The sequence below is a fragment of the Micromonospora sp. CNZ299 genome (assembly GCF_002754415.1).
Genome location: NZ_PEFG01000001.1, coordinates 3,421,985 through 3,444,795, shown reverse-complemented (window position 1 = coordinate 3,444,795; position 22,811 = coordinate 3,421,985). Strand labels below are relative to the sequence as shown.

The following is a 22,811-nucleotide window of genomic DNA, read 5'->3' as shown; positions in this document are numbered from 1 at the left end:
CTTTTCCTGGGACTGGCAGGACCAGGATGGGCACCGGTGGCGGCTCCTACGATGAGCGGGTGAGCACAGCCGGCCCGCTGGGCGAATACCTGCGTGCCCGGCGCGAGCTGATCAGGCCGGGTGACGTCGGGCTGCCCGCGCACGGCCGTCGGCGGGTGCCCGGCCTGCGGCGCGAGGAGGCTGCCCTGCTCGCCGGCATCAGCGTCGACTACTACCTGCGGTTGGAGCAGGGCCGCGACCGGCACCCGTCGACGCAGGTGCTGGATGCTCTGGCCCGCGCACTGATGCTGGACGCGGAGGCCGCGGCGCACCTGTACGGCCTGGCCCGGCCGGCGCCGGCCCGTCCGGCGGCGCGCCGGCAGGAGCGGGTGCCCCTGGGCATCCGGCAGTTGGTCGGCTCGTGGAGCGAGACCCCCGCCTTCGTGCACGGGCGACACCTGGACGTGCTCCTCGCCAACCCCGTCGCGACCGCGCTGGCACCGATCTTCACGGCCGGGGTGAACCTGCTGCGCGCGGTCTTCCTGGACCCGAGCGTGCCGGCCCTCTACCCGGCCCTGACGGCCGTCGCGGCCAACGCGGTGGCCGGCCTGCGCGCACAGGTCGGCGCCGAGGTGGACGATCCCCGGCTCACCGAGCTGGTCGAGGAGCTGACGGCCGGCAGCGAGCGGTTTCGGCGGTTGTGGGCCCGACACGACGTCACCGTTCGCGCGGGCGGTGGTCTACGGGTGTTCCGGCATCCTCGGGTGGGCGAGCTGGAGCTGCGCTACGAGAAGTTCACCATCAGCGGCACCACCCAGTCGCTGGTCGTCTACCACGCCGAGCCGGGTGGCCCGTCGGCGCGCTCGCTCGCGCGGCTGGCCCGAAGCGCGGCGGGCGCGGCACCCGACGGCGACGGCGACGGCGACGGCGACGGCGACGGCGACGGCGACGGATCAGGCTAGCTCTGCAGGGCCGGTCACCGGCTGGCCGCCCTCTCGGCGACCACCACCGAGATCCCGTCGAGGACGCGTTGCAGACCGAACTCGAAGGCGTACTCCGGGCCGTACGCGGCACCGTGCTGCTGTCCGGCCGCTGTGCCGACGCGGGAGGCGATCGGATAGCTGCCGGCCGTCATGAACGTCTCCAGCCAGGGCGCGTGCGACTGCCACCACTGGCCGTCGGTCATGCCGGACTGGCGCTCCAGGTCGACCACCTCGGACGCGGCCCGCGCCGCGCTCTTCACGTGGCCGAGGACGAGCGTGAGCACCGCGTCCATCTCGACGTCGCTGAGACCGATGTCGACGACCGCGCCGAGCTCGTAGTCGTACTTGGCCAGCAGGTGCGGGCCGAGCACCGGTCGGGTCGTCTCGGCCCGCAGCATCCAGGGATGCCGCTGGTAGAGCGCCAGGTTGTCGCGGGCGATCCGCTCCAGCCGGGCCCGCCAGTCACCCTCGACCTCGGGTCGCGGCATCTCGCCGTACGCGGTGTCGACCATGACGTCCACGAGTTCGGCCTTGCCCGGCACGTACGTGTAGACCGACATGGTGCCGACACCCAGCGCCTCACCGACGCGTCGCATGGTCAACGCGTCGAGACCCTCCGCGTCGGCGATGTCGATCGCGGCCCGGACGATCCGGTCGACGCTGAGGCCGGGCCCGGCGCTGCGGCTGGTCGGCTCCCGGGTGCGCCAGAGGATGGCCAGGCTGCGGGCCGGGTCCGCGGTCGCCTTGCGCTCACTCGCCATGGTGCGGCCATCCTAACAACGCGGGCGTACGACGTACGCCGCGCGGCTGGCCGATGGCCACGCGCAGCCGCCGAGGGCCGGTCGGAAACGCCTCGCGGTCGTCGGACAGCGCCGCACGGGCGTTCGGTGGGTAGTGCTGGGCATACCCCGGAAAGTGGATCTGGACGGCTGGGGCGCGTGGTCGTCCCCGATTAGCGTCTCTGGCATGACCCCGGAAAGCCCTTCTCACCTGGCCAGGGCGCTGCGTCGCCGCGACTGGCTAGTCTCCGCCTGGCCGTGGCGGGCGCTGGCCTACCTGGTCAGCACACTGCCGATCGCGGGCGTGCTCGCCGTCGGGCTGCTCGTCATCGGCGCGCCCCTCTTCGCCGCCCTCAACGCGCTGCTGCTGCACGGCCGGCCGCCGGGCATCCCGCTCATGTTGTTCCTGGCGGTCGGCAGTCTCACCCTGCTGGCGCTGGCGCCGCTCATGAGCTTCCCGGTGGCCGTCATCGAGCGGTGGCGGCTGGGGCTTGTCGACGGCCGCCCACTGCCCACGTCACCGTGGCCCGGCCTGGCCGCCCGTTACCGCAGCGCCGCCGGGTGGCGGGAGGTGGCGTACCTGTTCTGGCTCGGCGGGGTCGCCCCGGTCGCGTACTGGGTGTTCCTGGTGGTGGTGCTGCTCGACCTCGGGATGATCACCAGCCCCTGGCTGGCCGGCGACTCCAACCAACCCGTCGTGATCTGGCAGCCGATCGACACCACCGGCGAAGCCATCCCGTACGCGATCGTGGGCGTGCTGCTGATCCCGGTGCTCTGGTACGCCGTCGGTCTGCTCGCCGCCGCCCAGGCCGCCGTGGCCCGGTGGGCGCTGGCCTCGCCGATCGACGCCGCGGCGCTGCGCGAGGTCGCCCGGTCCCGCACCCGGCTGGTCGGCGCGTACGAGGCCGAACGCCGCCGGATCGAACGGGACCTGCACGACGGCGCGCAGCCGCGACTGACCAGCCTCACCCTTCAGCTCGGCCTGGCCCGACTGGACGTACCCGAGGACTCCCCCGCCGCCCGGCCGCTCGCCGTGGCGCACGAGCAGGCCCGGGGCCTGATGGTGATGCTGCGCCAGTTGGTGCACGGCATCCGGCCGCAGAGCCTCACCGACCTCGGCCTGGCCGGCGCCGTACGCGAGTTGGCCGACGCGGCCACCGTCGCGGTCACCGTCCGCGCCGACCTCGACGACGAGCTACCGGAGATCGTCCAGACCACCGCGTACTTCGTGGTGTCCGAGGCTCTCGGCAACGTGGTCCGGCATGCCGGCGCGACCAGCGCGGACGTCCGTCTCACCCGGGCCGGTGGCGCCCTCGTGGTCGAGGTGTCCGACAACGGCCGGGGCGGTGCCGACCCGACCCGGGGTACGGGCCTCACCGGTCTCGCCGACCGGGTCGCCGCAGTGGACGGACGGCTGTTGCTGTCCAGCCCGGCCGGCGGGCCTACCCTGGTCCGGGTGGAGCTGCCGTGCCGTCGCTGACCCGGGTGGTGCTCGCCGAGGACGAGGTACTGCTGCGGGAGGGCCTGGTCGCGCTGCTGACCCGCTTCGACTTCACGGTCTGCGCCGCGGTCGGCTCCGCGCCGGACCTGCTCGACGCCGCCCGCGAGCACGAACCGGACCTGGTGCTGACCGACATCCGGATGCCGCCCGGCCGCCGCGACGACGGGCTGCGCGCGGCCGTCGCGTTGCGTGCCGAGCGACCCCACCTCCCCGTCGTGGTGCTCAGCCAGTACGTGCAGACCGGGTACGCGGCGGCGCTGCTGGACAGCGGAGACGGCCAACGGGTGGGGTACCTGCTCAAGGACCGGGTGGCCGAGGTCACCGAGTTCGTCGACACGCTGCGCCGGGTCACGGCCGGTGGCACCGCCATCGACCCGGATGTGGTCCGGCAACTGCTGCACCGCCCCCGCGATCCGCTCGCCGCGCTGTCCGCCCGGGAGCGCGAGGTGCTGGCGCTGCTGGCCGAGGGCCGGTCGAACGCCTCGATCGCCCTCCGGCTGCACGTCACCGAGGCGGCGGTCGGCAAGCACGTCGGCAACATCCTGTTGAAGCTCGACCTGCCACCGAGCGACGACACCAACCGTCGGGTGCTGGCGGTGCTCACCTACCTGCGGGCCGACCCGGCGAGCTGACCAGCGTCGGGCCGAGATCGGGTCGGGCCGCTCGGGGCGATAGGTTTTCCTCAGCGGTACCGCCGCCACGTCGGGCGCGGACCAGGGAGATGGGGGCACGGCATGGCGGAGGCGCTGCGGGTTGGCCTGCTGGGGTACGGGCTGGCGGGCCGGGTGTTCCACGCACCGCTGATCGCCGCGACGCCCGGGCTGCGGCTCGCCGCCATCGTGACCCGCGACCCGCAGCGGCGCGAGCAGGCCCGGCAGCACTTCCCGGACGCCCGCCTGGTCGACGACGCCGACGAATTTTGGCGTACGCCGGACGCTCTGGACCTGGTCGTGGTGGCCACGCCGAACCGGCTGCACGTGCCGATGGCACGGGCGGCGCTCGCAGCCGGCCTGCCGGTCGTCGTCGACAAGCCGTTGGCCGCGACTGCTGCCGAGGGTCGCACGTTGGTCGACGAGGCGACCGAGCGTGGGGTGCCGCTGACGGTGTTCCAGAACCGGCGTTGGGACGGCGACTTCCTGACCGCCCGCCGCCTCGTCGAGCAGGGCGAGTTGGGGCGGGTGCTGCGCTTCGAGTCCCGGTTCGAGCGGTTCCGTCCGACGATCAAGCCAGGCTGGCGGGAGCTTGCCAGTCCCGAGGAGGCCGGCGGCGCACTCTTCGACCTCGGCGCCCACCTCGTCGATCAGGCGGTGCAGCTCTTCGGCCGGGTCGACCGCGTCTACGCGGAGGTGGACCGTCGCCGCGCGGGCGCAGCTGTCGACGACGATGCCTTCGTGGCGCTGACCCACGCCAACGGGGTCCACTCGCACCTGTGGATGGGCGCGGTCACCGCTCAACTCGGCCCCCGCCTGCGCGTGCTGGGCGACCGGGCCGGCTACACGACGTACGGGCTGGACGTGCAGGAAGCGGCGCTGCACGACGGCGGCCGGCCGGACCAGCCGGGCTGGGGCGAGGTCCCGCCGGAGCGGTTCGGCAAGCTCGGTGTCGACGGCGACCTGCGACCGGTGCCGACGGAACCCGGTGCGTACCAGAGCTTCTACGCGCAGGTGGCGACGGCGCTGCGCGACGGCGCGCCGATGCCGGTGGACCCACGGGACTCGGTCGCCACGGTCGAGCTGATCGAGCTGGCCCACCGGTCCGCGGTCGAAGGCGCGGTGCTGCCGGTCCCCACCGTCTGACCTTGTCGTAACCGGCACCTGTCCGGTCGGACGGTCCTGAAGCGCTCGAAAACCAGTGGATCGGCGCCGCTGGGCGCCGTTACCGTGCGCGGAACCAGGTCGTCTAGGCAAGGACGTGCCGTTGTACACCCTGTGAGACATCCCAAGCGCTGATCTGTCGCGCGTCGCGCCGTGTGCGCCGCGCTCCTTTTTGCTGCGGACCTCTCACTGAAACCGGTGTACCTCTGTGCTCAGAAACTGGGCCGTCGTGCCCACCTGCCTGCCACTCATCAACCGCCGTTGCCGCTCGTGCGCGTCCGAACGCCTCCGGCCAAGCGGAAAATTTCGAGTCAACGCCAACCACAAACTCATCGACGTCTGGCTCCTCGCGCTCTGCACCGCCTGCGGGGAGACGGCAAAGCTCACCGTCCTGGAGCGAATGACCGTTCGCACCATCCCACCGGAGTTGCTGGATCGGTTGCACGGCAACGACCCTGGACTGACAGCCGATCTGCTCCAGGATCCGGACGTGCAGCGCGCCAACCGCATCGCCCTCGACTGGACTGGCGCCTGGCGCCTCGACACCGGCGGATCGGATCACCCGGACGGCGAGACGATCGACGTCTCGGTCCGCTTCGCGGCGCGGATCCCGGTCCGACCAGTACGACTGATCGCTGAAGGTTGCGGTCTTACCCGAGGCGAGGTCGAGAGACTGATCGTCCAGGGCAAGCTCGTTTCGGCGCTCCGGTTGAACGGCAAGCTCTCCGGCGACTTCACGTTCACCCTCAAGCACTGACCGCTTTTCCCTACGGCCACGGGCCTGTCCGGCATCTTCCGCCGGGCAGGCCCCTGGGCGTTCCACCCGCGCACCGCCGACGGGACTTCACCCGCCGACCAGACTTGCCCGTCGACCGGACTTTGCCCGTCGACCGAACTTGCCCGTCGGCCGGACTTGCCCGTCGACGGGACTCTGTCTGATTTGCCCGTCTCGGGTTGCCGGCGTGCGATTGATCGACTCGGTTTTCATGAAGTCGCGGTGTCAGACCGCCTGCGACACCCCGATTTCAAGAAAGCCGAGCCGATCATGGCCTGAGAGTCGGTGGACTGACGGGCGGGGGGCCCGACGCGCTGGCGGCCTGACGCGCTGGCGGCCTGACGCGCTGGCGGGCGGAGGGCCTGACGGGCGAGGCTGGCGGCATCGCCGGCGCGCGGGCGGCCGGCCGGCGCCGGGTCGGTCGGGAGCGCACGTGTCGGGTTCACGGACGGTTCGTCCGGCTAGGTTCCCGGGTCCTGCTCGGAGAGGGCGTCGTCCGGCACCCGGGCGTCGTCGTCGGTCAGTGCGTCGTCCGACGGCTTGGCGTCGTCGCCGAGCCGACGCTCGGCCTCCCGGACCTCCTTGTCGAGCCTGGGGTTCTCCTCGTCGGGACCGTGCGACATGGCGACCTCCATCGGGCGCGACCGGGAACCTCCGACACCCTCGACCGGGTGCCTCCGAGCACCCATGACCGGGTGCCTCCGAGCAGCCATGACCGGGCGCCTCCGAGCACCCGCGATCGGGGACCTCCGAGTACCCGGCCTGACGGCGGGGACACCGGTACACAGACGCCACTGCGCATCAAACCGATCGAGAAGACCAACCGTCCTCGGCGACCCCGGAGACCGCGGCCCTCAGGAAACAGGCGGCTGCCTCGATCGGGACGGTCGCAACGTGACTGTGTGCCGGCACCTGCGGCAAACGTCGCGCAGGTCATGTCGCAGAAGCGGTGAAGACGTCGTCGGCGGCCGCCCGCAGCCGAGTTGGCTGGATGCCGAGCACCGGACCACTGGATCCCGAGCATTGGACCACTGCGTGCCGAGCACCGGACCCCTGGATGCCGAACGCCGGGCCGCTGGGCACCGAGCACCGGGCCGGCCGGCGAGCGCGCCGGGCTGGAGCCCAGGAGCGTTGCCGGCCCGGCCCGGAGCCGGATCAGCGCTGCTTTAGCTCGCGCCAGGAAGGGTGGGTGCCGCGCCATGCGTCGGCGAGGATGGCCGCCGAGGCCCGGCTTGGGCACTGCTGCACCCGCTCACGACCCGACGCCCCACCGATCTGGGCGCGGACCTCCCAACCCTGCCCGTCAGTACGGATATACACGTCCCGGCGCCCGCGCGGGGTCGTGTCTCCGTTCCACCAATGCTCCTCGACCTTCATTCGCCGACCGTATAGCAATTTTTGCGTCGAGGGTACGGCGCAGGCGGGTGGATACCAGGGCGATAGCCATAATTCAGGCGCACTTCGACCGATCTGGTGACAGGGAGGAACCGCGAGGGCGGATCCTCCCCGCCCTGAGTGGCGGATCAGGCGGATCTGAGATATCGCTGAGTACACCGGTCAGGGCGCTTGCCGACCCGCCCTGCCCCGAGGGCCGGGTGCGGCGAGCGGCCCTCGCCTGTGATGTGAACATCACAGGGAGTGATCGGCGGCGGTGCTCATCCCTGGGTGGTGAGCAGGTAGTCGTCGGCTTCCGGGCTCCAGCGCAAATCGACCACTCCCCCGGTGGCCGCGGCCTTGCAAAACTGGAGGAAGCTGCGGTAGCCGAGCTTCTTCTCGCTGAAGTCGGGGCGGGCCCGGCGAAGCTGGTTCTTCAACCCGGACAGCGCCACCGGGTTGCCGCTGCTGCCCAGCTCGGCCACCACACCGCGGAGCAGCCCGAAGGCCACCTCCCGGTCGCCGTGTTCGGGCAGCGAGACCTCGGGGTCACCCTTCGCGGGGCCCTCGGCCAGCTCGATCACGGTCTGCTCGGCGAGGTGCCGCAGCAGTTCCCCGAAGGTGCGGAAGCCGTAGTCGGACTCACTGAATGTCGGGTCCTTACGCAGCAGGGTGCGCTTGAGCCGGGAGGCGGTGACGTCGCCGTTGGCGCTGCCCTGCAACCCGGCCACGGTCTGGGCGACCAGCACGGCGAGTGCGTCGACGTCCCGTCCCGGCTCTTCGCCGGCGGGTCGACGGTCCACCTCGGGCTCGCGCTCCCGTTCGAGCTCCTGCTCCGGCTCGGGCGGGCGCTGGTCCGTGCCGGCCGGCCGGCTGGAACGGCCCCGCCGGCTGCGGGTCGGCGGGATGTCCACACCCTCCAGCCGGTCGTAGTAGAGGAACTCGTCGCAGGCCGGTGGGAGCAGTGCCGACGTGGAGCCCTCGACCCCGACACCGATGACCCGCTTGTTCAGCTCGCGGAGCTTGTGCACCAGCGGGGTGAAGTCGCTGTCGCCACTGCAGATCACGAATGTCGAGATGTAGTCGCGCTCGAAGGCCAGCTCGATCGCGTCGACGGCCATCTTGATGTCCGCGGCGTTCTTACGGGACGCGCCCATCCGTTGCGGGATCTCGATCAGCTCGACGTGCGACCGGGTGAGCATCCGGCGGTCCTCGTCGAAGTACGACCAGTCGGCGTACGCACGGCGGACCACGACACGGCCTCGTTCGGCCAGCGCGTCGGCGATGGGCCGGAAGTCGAAGTCCGCGCCGCCACGGTTGTCGCGTGCGCCCAACGCGAGGTTTTCGTAGTCGAGGAAAAGGGCGATCCGGTCTTCTTGATCCACGAGGGCCAGCCTACGCCCGGCGTGAGCTGGGCGGGGCAGGCGACGCGCGAGACCTCAACTCGACGACCGTCCATTTCTTGCGGCCTGATAGCCCGTTATTTTCATTGTTCGATAGTCGTCTTGCAGTGCGATGTGTGGTGCTGCATCATGACGATCAATGTCGGGCGTCGGGGGAACGCCGGGCGGACCTCCACCACCACCCACCCAGGAGGGTCACCGATGTTTCGCAGCCTCATGCCGGCGCGGGGACGCCCCGGCCGGCCCGGCGGCACCGCTGTCGCGCTCGCGGCCGGCCTCGCCGTACTGGTCGCCGGGCCCACAGTGGCCACCGCCAGTCCATCCGCGTCCGCCGGCGCCCAGCCGGTCGTCACCCGGGCCGCACTCGACCCGGCGTTGGTCGCCGGGCGCGGCGCGGACGTCGACTTCGTCGAGCAGGAGGCGGAGAACGCCCGCACCACCGGCGAGGTCATCGGCCCCGACCGGTCCGCCTACACCCTGCCCGCGGAGGCCTCCGGCCGCCGGGCGGTCCGGCTCACCCCCGGCGAGTACGTGGAGTTCGTCCTGCCCAGCGCGGCCAACGGGATCACCGTGCGGTACAGCATCCCGGACGCGCCGCAGGGCGGCGGGATCACCGCGCCGTTGCGGGTCGCGGTCAACGGCAAGCACGTGCGCACCATGACGCTCACGTCGCAGTACTCGTGGCTCTACAACCAGTACCCGTTCACCAACGACCCACAGGCCGGGCTGCTGCACCCGGACTGGTGGATCACCGAGTGCCAGTGCGTGCCGTCGGCCACCACGCCGGCCCCGAGCATCAGCACGCCGTTCCGGCCCGGCCAGTTCTACGACGAGCAGCGGCTCCTGCTGGGCCGCACCTACCGGGCCGGCGACAAGATCCGGCTCACCGCGCCGCCCGGCAGCGCCGCCGCCTGGACCGTCATCGACCTGCTCGACTCCGAGTTGGTCGCGCCACCGCACGTCCGGCTGCTCGCGGCGAACGTGCTGGCCTTCGGGGCCGATCCCACCGGCCGGCGGGACTCCGCCGATGCGCTGGACCGGGCCATCGCCTTCGCCAGGCGCACCCACCTCAAGGTTTACATCCCGCCGGGCACCTACCAGGTCAACCGGCACATCACCGTCGACGACGTGACCATCGAGGGCGCCGGCAACTGGCACACCATCATCAAGGGCCGTGAGGTCGCCCTGCCGACCCCCGCACCGGACGGCTCGGTGCACACCGGCGTCGGGTTCTACGGCCGCGACGCCGCCGACGGCGGCAGCCGCAACGTCCACCTCTCCGGCTTCGCGATCGAGGGAGACGTCCGGGAACGCATCGACACCGACCAGGTCAACGCGATCGGTGGCGCGATGAGCGACTCGACCATCGACGGGCTCTACCTGCACCACACCAAGGTGGGCGTGTGGTTCGACGGGCCGATGCGCAACGTCCGGGTCACCAACAACATCATCGTCGACCAGATCGCCGACGCGCTCAACTTCCACACTGGTGTGACCGACTCTGTCGTGGCCCACAACTTCGTCCGCAACACCGGCGACGACGGCCTGGCGATGTGGTCGGAGAAGACGGCGAACGCGCGCAACACGTTCGACCACAACACGGTGCAGTCACCGACGCTGGCCAACGGCATCGCCATCTACGGCGGCACGGACACCACCGTCTCGCACAACCTCGTCGCCGACCCGGTCCGCGAGGGCAGCGCCATCCACGCGGGTTCCCGCTTCGGCGCGGAGCCGTTCACCGGGCACCTGCGGTTCACCAGCAACACCACCGCCCGCGCCGGCACGTACGAGCTGAACTGGAACATCGGGCTGGGCGCGATCTGGATCTTCGCCCTGGACCGGAGCATCGACGCGGACGTCCAGGTGACCGGTGACGCATACCTCGACAGCACGTACAACGCGATCATGCTGGTCAGCGACTGGCCGGTGAAGGACCTCTACTCGATCAGCAACGTGCGGTTCCGGGACGTCCGGGTCGACGGCACCGGCACCTCCGTCCTCAGCGCCCGTACGGCGGGGTCCGCCTCGTTCGCCAACGTGGACGCCCGCAACGTGGGCGCTGTCGGCGTCAACAACTGCGGTTCGTTCCACTTCACCCCGGCCGGTTCGGAGTTCACACTGACCGACCTCGGCGGCAACGACGGCGGTTGGCTCGCCCCGTGGCTGCTGCCCAACACCATCACCTGCGACGACCGGCCACCCGTGTCGCCGCCCCCGCCTCCGGCGCAGTGGTGAACGCGGTGGGCGGTCCGACTCGTCGGGCCGCCCACCGCACGCTCACCGCGTTCTGGCGTACGCCAGCGGCACGCTCGTCGGCTGCCCGTTCCAGCTGCCGAGCAGGGTGGGCCCGGTGGCGTCGCCCGCGCCCGGCCGACGGAGGACGACCAGGTCGACGGAGTCGGTGACGATGGTGGTGTTGTCCTCGTCGACCACCTGACGCACGGCGCCGACCGGCGCCACGTCGGCGTCCCCGGCGCCGCTGACGGTGATCGTCACGGTCGGCTCACGCAACTCACGCCGACCGTCCACCTCGAAGTACTGCTCAGCCTGGCCACCACCGGCGAGGATCGCGTGGGCGAGCGCGGCGGCGTAGACCGGGTCCGCGCTGCCGTCGTACACCCAGCGCGTGCCGAGCACCGAGTGCTCGGTGGTGCCGACCAGCCAGTCGTCGGCACCGTCGAGGGGCGCGGAGCGGTAGGTGAGCGGGACCTGGTGGACCGGCCCGTCGGCGGTGCCGACCAGCATCGTCTCGATGCCGACCTCGTCGGCCGGGTCGTCGAAGCGGTACGCGCCCCGACTCACCACATCGGCGCCGGTCAGACCGCCGGTAACGCCGGCCAGTTCGCCAGCGACGTCGGTCGGCCCGAGGAACCAGGGTTGGCTGGGCAGCCAGGCCGCCAGCAGGTCGAGCTTCGTGGGGCGCAGCGTGGCCCGGTGCAGCAGTGCCATGACCGCAGCCTAGGTCAGAGGCCGGCGCAGGGGTTGCCGTCCACCGTGCAGGTCTCCGGTTCCCGGGCCTTCGGCCGGTTGTCGCGTACGTCGAAGCGGAACGTCTGCGACCCACCGGCGGGCACGGCCGCCCCGGTGAAGGCGACCGACCGCCCGTTCTGTCGCCAGTCCGCGCCGTCGACGTCGTCCACGGTGCTGCCGTCGGCGAGGCTGACCACCACCACCCAGCCGTCCACGGCGGTGGCGGCGGGGTTGCCGAGCACCACTTCGCCGGTATAGCCGAACAGCCGGCTGGAGTCGGTGTCGTAGCTGGCCGTCAGCGGCGGTGGGGGCGGCGGCGCCGACGTGAGGGTCGGCGAGGGCTTCGCCGACGGGCTCCGGCTCGGACGGGCGGTCGGCGACGCGGCCGTTCGCGAGGGGCGTACCGAGGTCGTCGGCCGCGGCGTGGCGGCGACCGCGACGGGTGTCGCGGACGGCGACGGCGACGGCGACGGGGCCGAGGGCGGCGCGGCGCGCTGCTCCGATCCGGCCGGAAGCGCCACCCACGCCGCCACCCCTCCGACGGCCACCACCCCGACCAGCGCGGCGGCCACCTGCCGGCGACGGCGACGGGCACGGGAGGGCCCACCGGACACGGCGACCAACGGCAGTTCCGCCGTCATCCCGCCGTCGCCGCGGCGCAGATCTACCTGCTGGAAGGCGAGCCAGTCGAGGATCGCCGGCAACCGTACGGTCAGCGCCTGCCGGAGTTGCTGCTCGCGTGGATCGTGCTGTTCGGCGGACCACGCGCCGTGCGTGGTGACCTCCCGCACCTCCAGCCGACAGCCCTGCCGGGTGGCAGTGACCGCACAGGTCAGCTCGCTGAGCCGGCCGGCCTCGTCGCAGGCCAGGACGAGGAGTTCCGGCTCCCGCCGCTCGGTCACCTCGACCTCGACGTTGGCCTCGAAGCCGGGCAACCCGGCCGTGTGCAGCAGCAGCCGGTCCGGTACGCCCTCCACCGTGTCGGCGTCGGCGAACCACCGGCCGAGCAGCTGCCGATCGGTCAGTGCGAGCCAGACCCGGTCGGGTGGGTGGGACAGCTCGACCTGCGCACCGATCTCGATCACGGCGAGACTCTAACGGGTCTCCGGCCCACCCGCCCCGGCCCGGCAGGGCCGGTTGCCGGCGTCCTGGTCATCCCCAGCGGGTCGACCGCTCGAGCACTGCGGCGAGCGCCGCCCGCGCCCCGGCGCTCACCTCGGTGACCACTTCGGCCGCCGGCAGGTCCCGGGCCAGCGGGTGCGCCTGCCCGGCCCACAGGTTGGCGACCGACGCGTCCCCGTCGCGGCGGGCGGCGGCGAGCAGCGGACGCGTCAGGTGCAACACCTGGGGGTAGCCGATCGGCGCTGCCGCGTCGTGCTGACGCAGGAAGTCGTTGGCCACGCCACGGGCCCGCTTGCCGGTGAACGACCGGGTCAGTGCGGTCGGCGCGGCACCGGCCACCGCCGCCCGGTGCATCGGCGAGCTGCCCGCCTCCGGGCAGCGCAGGAACGCCGTGCCGAGCTGCGCGGCGGCGGCGCCGGCAGCCAGCACGGCGGCCACCGCGGGGCCGTCGACGATGCCGCCCGCTGCCACCAGCGGCAGGTCGCAACCAGCGGCGACCAGGCGGAGCAACGGAAGCAACGCGTAGTCGTCGTCGTCCGGCAGGCCGCCACGATGCCCACCGGCCTCGGTGCCCTGCACCACCACCGCGTCCACCCCCAGGCCCGCGGCGGCCGTCGCGGCGTCCGGGCGGGTGACGGTGGCCCACACCTCGGTGCCCCGCTCGCGCAGGGCGGCCACCACCGCCCGGTCGGGCAGCCCGAACACGAAGGACACGACCGGGACCGGGTCCGCGAGCAGCGCGGCCAGCTTTTCCGGGTACGCGTCGTCGCCGCCCACCGGTGCGCCCAGGCTCACCCCGCGCTCGGCGGCCAGCGGGGCGAGCCGTTGCGCGTACGCCTGGATGGCGGCCTCGTCGACGCCGCCGGGGTCGGGCAGGAAGAGGTTGACGCCGAACGGCCGGTCGGTGCGCGCACGGACCTCGGCGACGTCGGCGACCAGCCGGCCGGTGTCGATCATCCCGGCGGCCAGGAAGCCCAGCCCACCGGCCGCGGAGACGGCTGCCGCGAGCGCCGGCGTGGACGGGCCGCCGGCCATCGGGGCGGCGACGATCGGGTGACGCAACGTGGACAGCACGGACATGGACCCATCCTGCCGCACCGACCCGCCCACTCACGGACGCGCGGTGTACCTCCACCGCAGCACACCGGCCAGTGCCAGCAGGGCCAGCAGGGTCCCGCCTCCGGCCACCAGCAGCCAGGTCCGGCCACCCAGGCCGATGGTGTCCTCGGCGATCGGACGGACGGCGGTGGGCAACACCGGGGCGGCGGACCCCGTCGGGTTCGCGGCGGTGACCGGCCCGTCGGTGGCCGGGTAACGCAGGATCGTCGGGCGGGTCCCCGGCGGCTGGTCGGCGGATTCGGAGACGGTGAGCAACGACCCGCCGTCGCGACTGTAGGTGATCGACTCGCCCTGGGGTTCGTCCGGCAACGGGGTGATCCGCGGGGTGCCGGAGGTCAACGCCTTGACCACGTCGCCGTCGGGCACGTCGTACTCGAAGGCGTCGGCGTAGCTGCGCAGCACCACCCGACGCCCGTCCGGCGCGTTCGCCGCTCCGGTGACCACACCCCGCCCGATGAACGAGAACGGGTTGCTGGTGTCGGTCATCGGCAGGGACACCTGGCCGGCCGGGGCCAGCGGTGTCGTCGCGCCCGGCCGCAGCGCGGTGCTCGGCGCGTACAGGAAGACCGTGCCGCTGCCGCCCTTGGTGACGATCAGGGGCTGGCCGTCCGAGTCGAGCAGCAGCGCCTCGGCGTCGTGCGGGCGGTCCGGGTACGCCATCCGGTGCAGCACCGGCTTGTCCTTTCCAGGCGCGAGCCGCCACACCGCGACGCTGGTGCGGGAGCGGTCGTTGTCGCCGATGTCGGCGACCCAGACGGTGCCGTCCCGGCCGACGGCCAGGTCCTCGGTGTCGCGGGGCTGGGACGGGTACGACACCGTCCGGACCACAGCGCAGCGCTGGTCGAGGAAGAAGATCCGGCGGCGGGCCTCGTCGTCGGCGCCGTCGTTGACCACCACGTACCCGTCGTCGGTGGCGACCATCCCGGAGATCTCCTTGAGCCGGTCGTCGCGTATCTGGCACACCGGCGCACCGGCCGCCGCCGCGCCCGCCACCCCTGGCAAGAGCAGCACGGCAGGTGTCACCACGCCGGTGAGCAGGGCCGCCAGCACCGCCCCGACACGGGCACCTCGCCCCCACCTCAACCGCCCGCGTACCCGCATCGCCCACCCTCCTCGTCGCGGCCGTGACCCGGCCACCCGCCCATCCTGGCCGATCCCGGCCACCGGCGGCGGTCATCGGGGGTACGCGCCCGCACCCCTGGTGGATGTAGTGTCGCTCCGCCTCATTCTGGAGGCCCCGGTCGGCTGACCGCCGCGGGCCGCGACCGCGCGCCGGTGACAGGCCGCCCAGGGCCGGTCCCACCGGGGTACGGGGTGGGACCGGCCGGGCGTCCGTTACCGGGTGGACGGGCGTCCGCTACCGGGTGGACCAGCGCTGCGCTCCGGTGCCGTTGCACGTCAGGAGCTGCGTGGTCGTGCCGTTGGCCGTGCCGGCGGAGGTCACGCTCACGCACTTACCGGCGGAGGTGAGCACGATCGTCCCGTCCGTGCGGAAGGTGAAGCGCTGCGCGGCGGTGCCGTTGCACGTCCAGATCTGCACCCGGGTGCCGTCGGCGCTGGCTCCGCCGTTCACGTCCAGGCACCGGTCGCCGTAGACCCGCAGTTCCCCGGCGGCGGTACGGGTCCAGCGCTGGTTGGTGTTGCCGTGGCAGTCCCAGATGATGGTGGGGGCACCAGCGGTGGTGCTGGCGCCGGAGACGTCCAGGCAACGCCCGGAGGTGGGATTGACCAGGCCGACCGGGGTGCCCACCGGCGGCCCGCCCGCCGGGACCAGGCTGTCGGGCACCGAGCGCAGCGCGTCGTACCAGCGGGCGGCCATCTTGTCGTACCCGCCGGCGTTGGGGTGGACGCCGTCCGCGAGGTCCGCGGTGGTGAGCGCGGCGTGCATGTCGACCAGGTGCACCTTGCTGCCCTTCTGCGCCACGATGCCGGGGATCGCCGCGTTGTACGCCTGTACTCGGGCCTCCCGGTTCGGGTCGGACTCCGGCGTGATGGTGGCGACGAAGATGTCCGCACCCGGGGCCGTCGACCTGATCTTGTCGATGAGACCGGAGAGGCGGGCCGGCGCGTTGGCCACGTCGTAGTTCTGGTTCACGTCGTTCGTACCGATGTGCAGCAGCACGGTGCGTGGGTCGGTGGCCCGCAACCAGGTGACGATGTTGGCGTCGAGCTGGTCGATGCGCCAGCCCGAGTGACCCTCGTGGTCGTGGTCACCGAGGCTGGCCGGCCCGTTGAACCCCGAGCCGACGAAGTCGACCGTGTAACCGCCACCGGCCAGGCGCTGCCACAGGTTGATCCGGTACCCGCCGGGCACGTTGTACCCGTCGGTGATCGAGTCACCGAGTGGCATCACGCGTACGCCGCCGTTCGACTCGGCCTGGGCGGGTGCGACCTGTGCCAGCGCCAGCACGGCGCCGAGGACCAGTCCGAAGCCGCCGGCAGCGGCCCGTCGTGCGTTCCATCGCATGGGTGTTCCCTCTCCTCGCAGGTGGTCCGGAACCTCGGTGGGGTGCGGTCCGCCGAGAACCAGCGACGCCCGACACATCCATTGATGCTTGACGATTGCCGGGGTGCCCCGGACCGGGAACGGCACGGACGGGAGCCGAACGCCGCGCTGGCTGCGCCGAACGGTCCCGCACACCAGTCCCGGCTGACTGACGAGGCGCCTCCACCCAGGCGTGCCAGCGGCAGCGGCGGGTAGGCAGCAGCCCGGCGGCATGTCGACACCCGCCGGTCAGGAGGCTCCGATGAGCACGTACCGGGATGATCAGGGCGACACGTTTCCGCCCCCGGAGGCGGATGCCCAAGAACAGCGGCAGAACGCCGTCGACTACGGGCCGCCGGACCGGGTGTCGGGTGACGTCGACCCGGAAGCGTCCGAGGCGGATCTGGCCGAGCAGGGCGCGCTCCCGGCGGGCACGCTCGAGGAGGCGACGTCGCTGCCGGCCGACGCCAACCCGGCCGACGCCCTCGAACAGCGCCAGGAAATCCCCACCCGCGACGAGGGCCGTCGCACCTGACCACGCACGCCGCCGGCCCGGCCGTCCATGCCCGGGGGGCAGGGCCGCCAACGCGTGTGATGCCTGTGAGTCATCAAGATGACTCACAGGCATCACGCTCGTGCGGACGTCGCCGCCCGGAGGCTCGGCTCAACCAGCCACGCCCGACCAACCGGCGAAGCCGGCCAGCCAGGCTCAGCCGGCGACGACCTGCCAGAGCAGGAAGGCGTTGAGCGCGACCACCAGGACGGCGACCAGGGACGCGGCGGCGGTGGTGAGCGGGTGGTTGACCAGGTTGCCCATCAGGTCGCGTCGGCGGGTGAAGGCGACCACGGGGATCAGCGCGAACGGGATGCCGAAACTCAGGATGACCTGGGACAGCACCAGCGCCTGGGTCGGGTCGAGACCGATGGCGAGCACGGCCAGGGCGGGCAGCAGGGTGACCAGGCGGCGCAGCAGCAGTGGGACCCGCCGCCGCAGGAAGCCCTGCATGATCACCTCGCCGGCATAGGTGCCGACGCTGGTGGAGGCGAGCCCGGACACCAGCAGGGCGATGGCGAAGCCGAACGCCGCAGCGGTGCCGATGGTCTGGCCGAGCCCGGCGTGCACGCCCTCCAGGCTGTCCGCGCCGACCGGACCACCGCCGCGGAAGCTGGCGGCGGCGATGAGCAGCATGGCGAGGTTGACCGCGCCGGCCGCGCTCAGGGCGAGCAGCACGTCGGTGCGCTGGCCACGGAACAGGATCCGGCGCTCGGTGTCGTCGCTGGCGGGGATGCGGTCACGGGTCAGCGCGGAGTGCACGTAGATGACGTGCGGCATGACGGTGGCACCGAGGATGCCGGCGGCCAGCAGCACGCTGTCGGTGCCCTGGAGCCGAGGCACCAGGCCGGCCACTGCCGATCCCGGATCGGAGTTGGCCGCGAGCAGGTTCGCCGCGAACGCCAGGACGATCACACCGAGTCCCACCGCGATGGCGATCTCGAAGGCGCGGAATCCGCGCGACCGCAGCGCGAGCACGGCGAACGCGAGGGTGCCGATGATGAGCCCGCCGGGCAGCAGTGGGATGCCGAAGAGCAGGTACAGGGCGACTGCGCCGCCGATCACCTCGGCCAGGTCGGTGGCCATGGCGACCAACTCGGCCTGCACCCACATCACCCGGTTCACCGGCCGGGGCAGCCGCTCCCGGCACAGCTCGGGAAGGCTGCGCCCGGTGGCCAGACCCAGCTTCGCGGTGAGTGTCTGCACCAGCATCGCCATCAGGTTGGCCACGACCACGACCCAGACCAGCAGGTAGCCGTAGCGGGCGCCGGCGGCGGAGTTGGTGGCGAAGTTGCCTGGGTCGACATACGCCACGGCGGCGACGAACGCGGGGCCGAGCAGGATCAACCGGCCGCGTACCCGCCCACGTGCGCGGGCCACCTGTAGTGGAGTCGCCCTCGACGTCGTCAGTTCGTTGGTGACCATCGCACACCTCCCCTTCATACGGATCGCTGCCGGTCCTTTCCCCTCGGGCTGACCCGTCGGTGCCAACCTCTGGCCTGCCGGTGCCACCGCCATCGACACGCGGGGACATCGCCTGTGACGCGCCGTGCCGGAGCGGACACGCCGCGCCGGCCTTGACAGCACCCCGACCGCCGATGAAGCTGTCTATTAGTCCTACTGTCGTAGGACAACAGGAAGGATCATCGCGAGTGATCGAGTTCGTACTGGACAGCCGGTCGAAGGTGAACACCTACATGCAGCTCGTGCAGCAGGTGAAACAGGCTCTGCGGGTCGGCCTGCTGACGCCGGGCGACCAGTTGCCGAAGGTTCGGGACGTCGCGCAATCCCTGGCGATCAACCCGAACACGGTGCTGAAGGCGTACCGGGAATTGGAGATCGAGGGTCTGGTCGGCGGCCGACCCGGGGTGGGCACGTTCGTCCAGCGCACCCTGGCCGGCGCCTCCCTGCCCAACCAGGCCGAGCTACGCGACGACCTGGTCGCCTGGCTGGACCGGGCGCAGGCCGCCGGCCTCACGGCCGAGGACGTCATCGCCCTGGTGGAGACCACCCTGCGGGCCACCCTCGCCGACGACGTCCCGCGCAAGGAGCACGCATGAGCGGAACGAGAGGACAGAGAATGGACATGGTCTTGGAGGCCGACCGGGTGGGCAAGCGGTACGGCAGCACCTGGGCGTTGCGGGACTGCTCGCTGCACCTGCCGGCCGGTCGGATCGCCGCGCTGGTCGGCCCGAACGGCGCGGGCAAGAGCACACTGCTGCACCTGGCCGTCGGCCTGCTCAGGCCCGACGCGGGCGCGGTCCGGGTCTTCGGCAGATCCCCGTACGGCGACACGGAGGGCCTGGCCGACATCGGGTTCGTCGCCCAGGACACCCCGCTGTACCGGGACTTCACCGCCGCCGAACTGGTCATCGCCGGCGGCAAGCTGAACAAGCGGTGGGACGCCGCGTTGGCCCGCCAGCGGCTGGCACAGCTCGGCATCCCACCGGATCGACCGGTCGGCAAGCTCTCCGGCGGCCAACGGGCCCAGGTGGCGCTCGCGCTCGCGCTGGCCAAGCAGCCCCGGCTGCTGCTGCTCGACGAGCCGGTGGCCAGCCTCGACCCCCTGGCCCGGCGGGAGTTCCTCCAGTCGTTGATGGGCAGCGTGGCGGACTCCGGCACCACGGTCCTGCTCTCGTCGCACCTGCTGGCCGACCTGGAACGGGTCTGCGACTACCTGATCGTGCTCAACTCGGCCCAGGTGCAGCTCACCGGCACGGTCGACGACCTGGTCGCCGGGCACCGGCACCTGGTCGGCCCTCGGCACGACGGCGGCGTCATCGGGGGCGTCGCCGCCGTGGTCCGGGCCAGCCACACCGACCGGCAGTCCACGCTGCTGGTCCGCACCGACGGCCCGGTCACCGACCCGGCCTGGACGGTCCGCGAGGTCAGCCTGGAGGACGTCGTGCTGGCCTACCTGGCCGACGGCACCACGCAGACCAGTCACAGCGAGTGGGGAGTGGCAGCATGATCTGGCTGACCTGGCGACAACACCGCAAGCAGGCGTTCTACACCCTGCTGGGGGTCGCGGCGCTCGCCGCTCTGCTGGTGCCGATCGGCCTGGCGATGCGGCACACCTTCGCCGACCTCGGGTTGACGGACTGCGCACGCCAGCTCGCGGACACCAATGTGACGACGGCGACCCGGGAGGCCTGCGACGCGGGCTTCCGGCGTTTCGGCAACCAGTACGGCAGCCTCAACCTGGTGGCCGTGCTGTTGATCACCCTGCCGGCGCTGGTCGGCCTGTTCTGGGGTGCCCCGCTGGTAGCCCGCGAGGTGGAGCACGGCACGCACCGGTTCGTCTGGACCCAGGGCGTCGGCCGCACCCGCTGGGCTCTGGTGAAGTTCGGGCTGGTGAGCGCGGCCGTGGTGATCCTCGCGGCGGTCTACGGGTTGGGCATGTCGTGGTGGGTCGACCCGCTCACCCAGGCCGCGTACGAGGGCCGGTTCGGCATGATCGTCTTCGATCTGCAGGGCATCGTCCCGATCGGGTACACGCTGTTCGCCGTGGCGCTGGGCGTCTTCGCCGGCACCGTCTGGAAGCGGATGCTGCCCGCCATGGGCATCACCCTCGCCGGGTTCATCGGCGTACGGGCGGCGGTGGAGCTCCTGGCCCGACGGCACTACCAGCCGGCCCGCACCCAGACCTTCCCGATCGAGGGAGAAGGGCCACCGGAGATCAGCCGGGGAGACTGGATCCTCGCCCAGGGCGTCCGGAACCCCGACGGCACGATGATCGCCGAGGGCGGCCGGATCCAGTGCCCGCCGGGTGGCAAGGGGCCGGAGGGCCGGGTCTGCGGTGCGGAACTGGGACTTGAGCCGGGCGCGTACAACTGGCAGTTGTACCAACCGGCGGACCGGTTCTGGCTGTTCCAGGGCATCGAGACGGGCGTCTTCGTCGCTCTCGCCCTGCTCCTGCTCTACCTCGCGGTGCGCCGGATCCGCCGGATCGCGTAGCCGGGCGACGGGTGCTCGTCGGGGGGCGGGGGCCTCGACGAGCACCCGTGAGCGCAGTCGGATTCCGGCCCGTCGCCAACGGATTGCGCCCCCGGTGGGTCGACCACCGAGGGCGCATTCGTCGAGCGGGTCAGCCGGCCAGTCGCCGGTAGCGGGCGACCGAGAGCGGCAGGAAGACCGCGACCAGGACGACCGGCCAGAGCACCGCCAGCCACGGGTAGTGCTGCGCCGCCCAGGAGTCACCACCCCAACCGGGGTTGCCGAACAGCTCGCGGGTCGCGCCGACGGTTGCCGACAGCGGGTTCCAGGCGGCCACCGCGCCGAGCCACGCGGGCATGGTGGACGGTGCGACGAACGCGTTGGAGAGGAAGCCGAGCGGAAACTCCAGGGTCTGCACGGCCACCACGGCCGTCTGCCCGCGGGTGACCAGGCCGAGGAAGATGCCGACCCAGATCAGGGCGAAGCGCAGCAGCAGGATCAGTCCCACCGCCGCGAGCGTGGCACCGGCCCCGCCGTGCGCCCGCCACCCGATGGCGAGACCGGTCAACAGCAGGACCGCGAGGGTGACCAGGGCGAACAGCATGTCGGCCACGGCCCGGGCCACCAGCGGGGCCAGCGGTGAGACGGGCATCGACCGGAGCCGGTCGGTCATCCCGCGCTCCAGGTCCTCGGCGACGGCGATCGTGGTGAGGCTGATGCCGAACACCATGGTCATCACGTACATGCCGGGCATCAGGAACTCCCGGTAGCTGCCGCCGCCGGGCACCTGCAACGCGCCGCCGAACAGGTAGGCGAACATCAGCACGATCAGGATGTTGAAGCCGAGCGAGGCGATCAGCGGGCCGGGATCACGTCGCCACCGGGCCAGGCCGCGCCAGATCAGGGTGCCGCTGTCGGTCAGGAGGGCGGGCCGGCCGGGGGTCAGGTCCACCGTCGGGGCCGGCATGCTCGTCGCGCTCATGCCGCCATCTCCTCGGCGGTCCGGGTCCGGTGCCCGGTGAGGTGCAGGAACACGTCATCCAGGGTGGGACGGCGCAGCGCGACATTCGCCACCGGGACGTTCCCGGCGTCGAGCGCCCGCAACACGTCGACGAGCGCGCCGGCCTGGTGACCGACCCGGACGCTCACCATCCGCCGGTCCACGTCGACCGTCGGCTCGCGGTCGGCCACCCGGCGCACCTGGGCGACGGCGGTGGCGAGGTCGGTCGGGTCCGCGACGACGACCTCGATCCGATCGCCGCCGAGCTGGGTCTTGAGGTCGTCCGGATTGCCCTCGGCGATCACCCGGCCGGCCTCGACCACCGAGATCCGGTCGGCGAGCTGGTCGGCCTCGTCCAGGTGCTGGGTGGTGAGCAGCACTGTGGTGCCGGTGCGCACCAACTCCCGGACCGACTCCCACACCTCGTTGCGGCCACGCGGGTCCAGCCCGGTGGTGGGTTCGTCGAGGAAGAGGACCGCGGGAGCCAGGATCATTCCGGCGGCCAGGTCGAGTCGACGGCGCATGCCCCCCGAGTACGTGCTGACCGGCTGCTCGGACGCGTCGGCGAGACCGAAGCGTTCCAGCAGTTCGTCCGCCCGCTGCCGGGCCCGGCGGCGACCGAGGTGGAACAGCCGGCCGAAGAGCACCAGGTTCTGCCGGCCGCTCAGCGCCTCGTCGAGCGCGGGATTCTGCCCCACCAGCCCGATGCGGTAGCGGACCTGGTCGGGTTGGCGGGCCACGTCGTACCCGGCGACCTCGGCGCGGCCCTCGTCCAGCCGCAGCAGGGTGGACAGGATCCGTACCGAGGTGGTCTTGCCGGCCCCGTTCGGGCCGAGCAGGCCGCACACCGTGCCCTGCCGCACCCGCAGGTCGAAGCCGTCCAGCGCGTAGCGGTCCCGATATCGCTTACGCAGCCCTTCCGCCACTATCGCGTCGTCTCTCGTCGTCACAGCGCTTCCCTCCCGCAGGCGTCAAACCGCCGTTACCGTACAACATACGGTAGGGAATACGGGAA

Annotated in this window: 22 protein-coding genes; 10 read left to right on the top strand and 12 right to left on the bottom strand. The window is 72.2% G+C overall.

The features are described 5' to 3' along the window. Nucleotides 1–59 precede the first annotated feature (59 nt). Nucleotides 60–941: a helix-turn-helix transcriptional regulator gene (locus CLT68_RS16170; protein WP_099857234.1), complete on the top strand. Its 882-nt coding sequence runs from the start codon at nucleotides 60–62 to the stop codon at nucleotides 939–941. Between the two features lie 14 nt (nucleotides 942–955). On the opposite strand, the gene CLT68_RS16165 is transcribed toward CLT68_RS16170, so the two are convergent. Beyond that, on the bottom strand, nucleotides 956–1,723 hold the full coding sequence (locus tag CLT68_RS16165; protein WP_099851880.1) for a TetR/AcrR family transcriptional regulator C-terminal domain-containing protein: 768 nt from the start codon (nucleotides 1,721–1,723) through the stop codon (nucleotides 956–958). A gap of 205 nt (nucleotides 1,724–1,928) precedes the next feature. Here CLT68_RS16165 and CLT68_RS16160 point away from each other — a divergent pair, with 205 nt between their 5' ends. From CLT68_RS16160 to CLT68_RS16145, 4 genes are all read left to right on the top strand, one after another. Next, nucleotides 1,929–3,221: a histidine kinase gene (locus CLT68_RS16160; protein WP_099851878.1), complete on the top strand. Its 1,293-nt coding sequence runs from the start codon at nucleotides 1,929–1,931 to the stop codon at nucleotides 3,219–3,221. Next, entirely contained in the window at nucleotides 3,209–3,874 is a 666-nt protein-coding gene (locus tag CLT68_RS16155) for a response regulator transcription factor (protein WP_088947172.1), read from the top strand. Before CLT68_RS16160 ends, CLT68_RS16155 begins: the two co-directional genes overlap by 13 nt. Nucleotides 3,875–3,976: 102 nt before the next feature. Further along, nucleotides 3,977–5,038, top strand: coding sequence for a Gfo/Idh/MocA family protein (locus CLT68_RS16150; protein ID WP_099851877.1), 1,062 nt, complete (start codon nucleotides 3,977–3,979; stop codon nucleotides 5,036–5,038). A 226-nt stretch (nucleotides 5,039–5,264) separates the two neighbouring features. Beyond that, complete coding sequence (locus CLT68_RS16145) at nucleotides 5,265–5,813, top strand: DUF1062 domain-containing protein (protein ID WP_099851875.1); 549 nt, start codon at nucleotides 5,265–5,267, stop codon at nucleotides 5,811–5,813. Between the two features lie 479 nt (nucleotides 5,814–6,292). On the opposite strand, the gene CLT68_RS32840 is transcribed toward CLT68_RS16145, so the two are convergent. The 3 genes from CLT68_RS32840 to CLT68_RS16135 all read right to left on the bottom strand — a co-directional run bounded on the left by CLT68_RS32840 (nucleotide 6,293) and on the right by CLT68_RS16135 (nucleotide 8,590). Beyond that, nucleotides 6,293–6,454: a hypothetical protein gene (locus CLT68_RS32840; protein WP_158240892.1), complete on the bottom strand. Its 162-nt coding sequence runs from the start codon at nucleotides 6,452–6,454 to the stop codon at nucleotides 6,293–6,295. Between the two features lie 532 nt (nucleotides 6,455–6,986). Beyond that, nucleotides 6,987–7,208 (bottom strand): hypothetical protein, encoded by a 222-nt coding sequence (locus CLT68_RS16140; protein ID WP_030335934.1) that lies wholly within the window; start codon nucleotides 7,206–7,208, stop codon nucleotides 6,987–6,989. A gap of 278 nt (nucleotides 7,209–7,486) precedes the next feature. Continuing rightward, nucleotides 7,487–8,590, bottom strand: a complete 1,104-nt coding sequence (locus CLT68_RS16135; protein WP_088947169.1) for a PIN domain-containing protein — start codon at nucleotides 8,588–8,590, stop codon at nucleotides 7,487–7,489. Between the two features lie 219 nt (nucleotides 8,591–8,809). Here CLT68_RS16135 and CLT68_RS16130 point away from each other — a divergent pair, with 219 nt between their 5' ends. Next, the gene (locus tag CLT68_RS16130) at nucleotides 8,810–10,846 is read left to right on the top strand and encodes a glycosyl hydrolase family 28-related protein (RefSeq protein WP_099851874.1); all 2,037 of its coding nucleotides are present in this window, start codon (nucleotides 8,810–8,812) and stop codon (nucleotides 10,844–10,846) included. Nucleotides 10,847–10,888: 42 nt separating this feature from the next. On the opposite strand, the gene CLT68_RS16125 is transcribed toward CLT68_RS16130, so the two are convergent. From CLT68_RS16125 to CLT68_RS16105, 5 genes are all read right to left on the bottom strand, one after another. Continuing rightward, entirely contained in the window at nucleotides 10,889–11,560 is a 672-nt protein-coding gene (locus CLT68_RS16125) for a CG0192-related protein (protein ID WP_099851872.1), read from the bottom strand. Nucleotides 11,561–11,574: 14 nt separating this feature from the next. Next, the gene (locus CLT68_RS16120; protein WP_099851871.1) at nucleotides 11,575–12,666 is read right to left on the bottom strand and encodes a cellulose binding domain-containing protein; all 1,092 of its coding nucleotides are present in this window, start codon (nucleotides 12,664–12,666) and stop codon (nucleotides 11,575–11,577) included. Between the two features lie 67 nt (nucleotides 12,667–12,733). Continuing rightward, the gene (locus tag CLT68_RS16115) at nucleotides 12,734–13,783 is read right to left on the bottom strand and encodes a nitronate monooxygenase (RefSeq protein ID WP_099851869.1); all 1,050 of its coding nucleotides are present in this window, start codon (nucleotides 13,781–13,783) and stop codon (nucleotides 12,734–12,736) included. Between the two features lie 30 nt (nucleotides 13,784–13,813). Then, nucleotides 13,814–14,923: an NHL repeat-containing protein gene (locus CLT68_RS16110; RefSeq protein ID WP_486482196.1), complete on the bottom strand. Its 1,110-nt coding sequence runs from the start codon at nucleotides 14,921–14,923 to the stop codon at nucleotides 13,814–13,816. A gap of 256 nt (nucleotides 14,924–15,179) precedes the next feature. Beyond that, nucleotides 15,180–16,289 carry a ricin-type beta-trefoil lectin domain protein gene (locus CLT68_RS16105; protein WP_099851868.1) on the bottom strand — a complete coding sequence of 370 codons (1,110 nt, stop codon included), beginning with the start codon at nucleotides 16,287–16,289 and terminating at the stop codon, nucleotides 15,180–15,182. 280 nt (nucleotides 16,290–16,569) lie between these two features. On the opposite strand from CLT68_RS16105, the gene CLT68_RS16100 reads away from it, so the two are divergent. Then, complete coding sequence (locus tag CLT68_RS16100) at nucleotides 16,570–16,842, top strand: hypothetical protein (protein ID WP_099851866.1); 273 nt, start codon at nucleotides 16,570–16,572, stop codon at nucleotides 16,840–16,842. Between the two features lie 174 nt (nucleotides 16,843–17,016). Here CLT68_RS16100 and CLT68_RS16095 read toward each other — a convergent pair whose 3' ends face one another. Continuing rightward, nucleotides 17,017–18,285, bottom strand: a complete 1,269-nt coding sequence (locus tag CLT68_RS16095; RefSeq protein ID WP_099851865.1) for an Nramp family divalent metal transporter — start codon at nucleotides 18,283–18,285, stop codon at nucleotides 17,017–17,019. Nucleotides 18,286–18,512: 227 nt separating this feature from the next. On the opposite strand from CLT68_RS16095, the gene CLT68_RS16090 reads away from it, so the two are divergent. From CLT68_RS16090 to CLT68_RS16080, 3 genes are read left to right on the top strand one after another with little or no spacing between them, the layout of a single operon-like run. Beyond that, nucleotides 18,513–18,920, top strand: a complete 408-nt coding sequence (locus CLT68_RS16090; protein WP_088947160.1) for a GntR family transcriptional regulator — start codon at nucleotides 18,513–18,515, stop codon at nucleotides 18,918–18,920. 20 nt (nucleotides 18,921–18,940) lie between these two features. After that, nucleotides 18,941–19,831, top strand: a complete 891-nt coding sequence (locus CLT68_RS16085) for an ABC transporter ATP-binding protein (RefSeq protein ID WP_099851863.1) — start codon at nucleotides 18,941–18,943, stop codon at nucleotides 19,829–19,831. After that, nucleotides 19,828–20,817: a transporter gene (locus tag CLT68_RS16080; protein WP_099851862.1), complete on the top strand. Its 990-nt coding sequence runs from the start codon at nucleotides 19,828–19,830 to the stop codon at nucleotides 20,815–20,817. Before CLT68_RS16085 ends, CLT68_RS16080 begins: the two co-directional genes overlap by 4 nt. A 130-nt stretch (nucleotides 20,818–20,947) precedes the next feature. Here the strand turns inward: CLT68_RS16080 and CLT68_RS16075 are convergent, their stop codons facing one another. Then, complete coding sequence (locus CLT68_RS16075) at nucleotides 20,948–21,778, bottom strand: ABC transporter permease (protein ID WP_099851860.1); 831 nt, start codon at nucleotides 21,776–21,778, stop codon at nucleotides 20,948–20,950. Further along, nucleotides 21,775–22,746 carry an ATP-binding cassette domain-containing protein gene (locus tag CLT68_RS16070; protein WP_099851859.1) on the bottom strand — a complete coding sequence of 324 codons (972 nt, stop codon included), beginning with the start codon at nucleotides 22,744–22,746 and terminating at the stop codon, nucleotides 21,775–21,777. The genes CLT68_RS16075 and CLT68_RS16070 overlap by 4 nt, the downstream gene beginning before the upstream one ends. Nucleotides 22,747–22,811 lie beyond the last annotated feature (65 nt).

Coding starts and splice junctions, on each gene's coding strand:
- CLT68_RS16165 (WP_099851880.1), bottom strand. CDS start 1,723: ATGGCGAGTGAGCGCAAGGCGACCGCGGACCCGGCCCGCAGCCTGGCC.
- CLT68_RS16160 (WP_099851878.1), top strand. CDS start 1,929: ATGACCCCGGAAAGCCCTTCTCACCTGGCCAGGGCGCTGCGTCGCCGC.
- CLT68_RS16150 (WP_099851877.1), top strand. CDS start 3,977: ATGGCGGAGGCGCTGCGGGTTGGCCTGCTGGGGTACGGGCTGGCGGGC.
- CLT68_RS32840 (WP_158240892.1), bottom strand. CDS start 6,454: ATGTCGCACGGTCCCGACGAGGAGAACCCCAGGCTCGACAAGGAGGTC.
- CLT68_RS16140 (WP_030335934.1), bottom strand. CDS start 7,208: ATGAAGGTCGAGGAGCATTGGTGGAACGGAGACACGACCCCGCGCGGG.
- CLT68_RS16130 (WP_099851874.1), top strand. CDS start 8,810: ATGTTTCGCAGCCTCATGCCGGCGCGGGGACGCCCCGGCCGGCCCGGC.
- CLT68_RS16125 (WP_099851872.1), bottom strand. CDS start 11,560: ATGGCACTGCTGCACCGGGCCACGCTGCGCCCCACGAAGCTCGACCTG.
- CLT68_RS16115 (WP_099851869.1), bottom strand. CDS start 13,783: ATGTCCGTGCTGTCCACGTTGCGTCACCCGATCGTCGCCGCCCCGATG.
- CLT68_RS16110 (WP_486482196.1), bottom strand. CDS start 14,923: ATGCGGGTACGCGGGCGGTTGAGGTGGGGGCGAGGTGCCCGTGTCGGG.
- CLT68_RS16105 (WP_099851868.1), bottom strand. CDS start 16,289: ATGCGATGGAACGCACGACGGGCCGCTGCCGGCGGCTTCGGACTGGTC.
- CLT68_RS16100 (WP_099851866.1), top strand. CDS start 16,570: ATGAGCACGTACCGGGATGATCAGGGCGACACGTTTCCGCCCCCGGAG.
- CLT68_RS16095 (WP_099851865.1), bottom strand. CDS start 18,285: ATGGTCACCAACGAACTGACGACGTCGAGGGCGACTCCACTACAGGTG.
- CLT68_RS16085 (WP_099851863.1), top strand. CDS start 18,941: ATGGACATGGTCTTGGAGGCCGACCGGGTGGGCAAGCGGTACGGCAGC.
- CLT68_RS16080 (WP_099851862.1), top strand. CDS start 19,828: ATGATCTGGCTGACCTGGCGACAACACCGCAAGCAGGCGTTCTACACC.
- CLT68_RS16075 (WP_099851860.1), bottom strand. CDS start 21,778: ATGAGCGCGACGAGCATGCCGGCCCCGACGGTGGACCTGACCCCCGGC.